Origin of the sequence: Winogradskyella sp. A2, assembly GCF_046762865.1 — a bacterium.
Lineage (GTDB): Bacteria > Bacteroidota > Bacteroidia > Flavobacteriales > Flavobacteriaceae > Winogradskyella.
Genome location: NZ_JBKQXM010000016.1, coordinates 1 through 3,202, shown reverse-complemented (window position 1 = coordinate 3,202; position 3,202 = coordinate 1). Strand labels below are relative to the sequence as shown.

General features: G+C 31.9%; 3 protein-coding genes. All 3 read right to left on the bottom strand.

Translation table 11 applies throughout. The annotated features are described in order from the left end of the window. Positions 1-221: 221 nt before the first annotated feature. Positions 222-800 carry a hypothetical protein gene (locus tag ACFWV9_RS16100; RefSeq protein WP_411896257.1) on the bottom strand — a complete coding sequence of 193 codons (579 nt, stop codon included), beginning with the start codon at positions 798-800 and terminating at the stop codon, positions 222-224. Positions 801-954: 154 nt separating this feature from the next. After that, positions 955-1,905, bottom strand: a complete 951-nt coding sequence (locus tag ACFWV9_RS16095; RefSeq protein WP_411896256.1) for a hypothetical protein — start codon at positions 1,903-1,905, stop codon at positions 955-957. A gap of 177 nt (positions 1,906-2,082) precedes the next feature. Next, entirely contained in the window at positions 2,083-3,099 is a 1,017-nt protein-coding gene (locus ACFWV9_RS16090) for a hypothetical protein (protein ID WP_411896255.1), read from the bottom strand. Between the last annotated feature and the right edge of the window lie 103 nt (positions 3,100-3,202).

Here is a 3,202-nt window from a genome sequence, read left to right as displayed (position 1 = left end):
TTACTTTAAGGACGAGAGTGCGAAAGCACGTAGTAATTAAAGTTCGCCTTTGGCGAATGTGTTCTCATCGTGTTTGTATATGGTTTGTTGCGTGGATTAGCACGTAATTTAGCAAATAAAAACCGAATAGAAAATCCGCGAGGATTTTCGTAAGTAGGCTAGAACCAAGCAATAAATTATATACGGTGTTGGCAATAGTTATTTTTTAATTCGGTTTTTTATTAATCAAATACTTTTTTAATTCTTTCTAATATTGAATTGTTTTTGTTGGAAAGGGCGATTACTTTTTCAGCTCTTTCTGCTATGTTTTTATAATACTGATAGTCATTTTCTACTTCATTATATTTTTTCCCTAAACTCTCTCTTTGGTTGTGTGGATAATTCAAGTCACTATCGTAAATAATTGTTGTCAGTCGTTTTTTCTCAAATCCATTCCATTTAAAATCTATGTTATTGACTATTTTTTCCAATTCGATTATTAATTCTTCGCGATATTCGTGGTGATTGTCATATTCGTCAAATTCCGAATCCTTTAGCAAGCAAGAGATAGCCGATATTTGATTCAAATCCGTTGATTTAGTCAAAATTTTAATCAAATCCGTTTGAGTTGGTTTCGGCAATCTGAATAATATTGGATTTCCGCCTCCGTGATATTCCGAATCAAGTTGAGTTTTTATCCATTCAGATTGATCTTTTTTGTCAATATATTTAGTTTCCCATCCATCACTTTCGATTTGGGTCATTTCAGATGTCAATTTTTCAATTGATTTTCTATTTGTGATGAAATTCTCGATTTTCATTCTAATTATTGCCAACGGTTACGTATAACCGTCAGTTACGGGATTAAAGTTAATGTTTTTCGGTTAAGCACTGACGTTGGCAATTCCGAGTGGATTCGGACGTAGTCGAATCCGCCGTAATTGCGGTTATACATTGTTGTACACTGGCCTTTTTTCATATTTTTTTGATTATTTCAAATCTTTTCAACGCAGTTTGGTCGTTTAAATGGCTTGGAAATCCATCTAGAATTTTCTCGTATTTGTCAATTCCAATTGCTTTGGTAATATATGCTTCGTGTACAAAATTCAAATAGTCAATTAATTCTCCTAGACTTGTGTGGAAACTCTTAAAATCTATATCTGCATTTATAAAAGTTTCAATGTCTCTATAATTTGCTTTTATCCGCAACCGGTATAGCAAATTAAATACAGATGTTTCAGGAATTGCTCCGTAAATAATGTCCCAATGTTTTTTACTGAACGCTTTTCTAAATTCTTTTTTTCCGTTCAAAAATCTTGGGTCATTCTGCTTTTTAAAGCGTTCTCTTTTATCATTTGCATTTTGTCTTCTTGTAGTTTTCAGAAATGTTGCTACTTGTAATTCAGCGTCTTCTAAACAATCAATTTTTGTTAATGAACTATTGTCTTTCGGAAAACCTTTGAAAGTTGGAAGTCCTTGATATTGAAATTCATCTTTTAGTCCATTACTGTAGAAACTAATCGCAGATGGATAATGTTTATCTTTTACTGAATTTCCAAAAAGTTTTATTGATTTCTCGTGCTGGTCGTTTGCAATTCCTTGTGTTTCGTGAAATGCGGTCATTGACAAATAAGCAGAATAGTAAGCTTGAGGGAAATTCCAATGAAGTGAAAACTTGTAATATTCGGAATTATCAATTTTTTCTCCAATTCTATAAGCGTATTCAGTACTCCAAGAATTCCAAAGTAGTTTTTTAACTTCTTTGATGTTAAAATCAGGGTTTTTGATTTTTATTTTATTGTAAAAGGGTATTTTCTTGAGCTTAAATCTCTCATCATTACAAGAAATGCAATAAGTAATTGCAAAAAAATGATTGAAGAAAACTCTTGAAGGAATCGACTTTTTTTGTCGTTCTCTTAATTCCAAAAGTCTTTCTCTTAATCTTATATTTTTTTCAGGCTTGTGTACAACGTGTTTGTGTATGGTTAGTTGCGTGGTTTAGCAACTAATTTAGTAAACAAAAACGAACCCGAGAAAATTCCGAAGGAATTTTCCAAATAAGCACTTGCCAAAGCAATTAAATATACACGTTGTTGTACCACGTTATTTTTTTGATACTAAATCTTCAGCTTCTTTGCTATAATTCCAAAATTCGACACCTTTTGTTCTTAAATTTTCTCTCTGCTCGTTATTAACTCGAAGCCATATACTTGTAGACTTAATCGTTTTGGATTCCATTACAATTTGATATGCTTGTTCAGTTAATTTTTTTCTTACTGAAGCTTTAAAGTTTTCGGGAAAAAACAATAAAAATTCTTCAAGATTGGGAATTTGCGAAATTGAAGAAATATCGTTTAGCCTACTGTTGTTATCAACTTGGATTCTTTTTAAGGATTTTAGTCCACTTAAATCTGGTAAAATGGACATTTCGGACATACCCTCAAAGCAAAGTTTCTCAAGATTCACAAGGTTTCTCAAAAATTGGTAGTCAGGAATTTGTCTTACTCGACTTATTTCTAATTCTTTTAAAGCATTTAGTTTTGAAACTGCATTTAGGTCTTTGTAACTGCCATAAAGTAAGTTTAATTCTTGAAGTTTTGCGCATTCGGTCAAAAGGTCTAGGTTATCCATTTTCACACCACGAAACGTCAAAGTTTGTAGGTTCGATAAATGTTTAACGTTCTCTAATCCTTTTTTCATTCCGTCAACATACAATGATTCTAAAACCGTAAACTCTTTTATGAATGATAAATCAACAGCTTTGGATTTAGTTTCCTCTATTCCAAAGTGTTTAAGTTTTGTATTCGTTTTTAGTATGGAATAGTCTTTTATATTGTATGTGGCGATTGTAAATTTTCTAATATTCGGAATAAGCTTATAAAAGGATAAATCTTGACATTCATACCAAAGAATTCTTAATCCAATATCTGGATACTTACTGAAGAATTCATTAAGTGTTTCCCACGTTTGCCTTTTCGGATTTGGAAATTGGAATATTTGTAATGAGTGAATATTCTTTTCTGCTATGATTTTTGGGATATCAGATTTTTTGAGGTCAGAATGGATATTTATGTTTCCACTAAAATTCCCCCATTTCTTTTTTCTGTTAAATATTCCCATTAATTATCTCGGTTCTTTAATGTGGTACAACGGTCTCGGCTATGATTTCGTTGCGTTGAAAATTCCAGTGGAATTTTCGACCGTAGAAATCCAGCCGATTAAA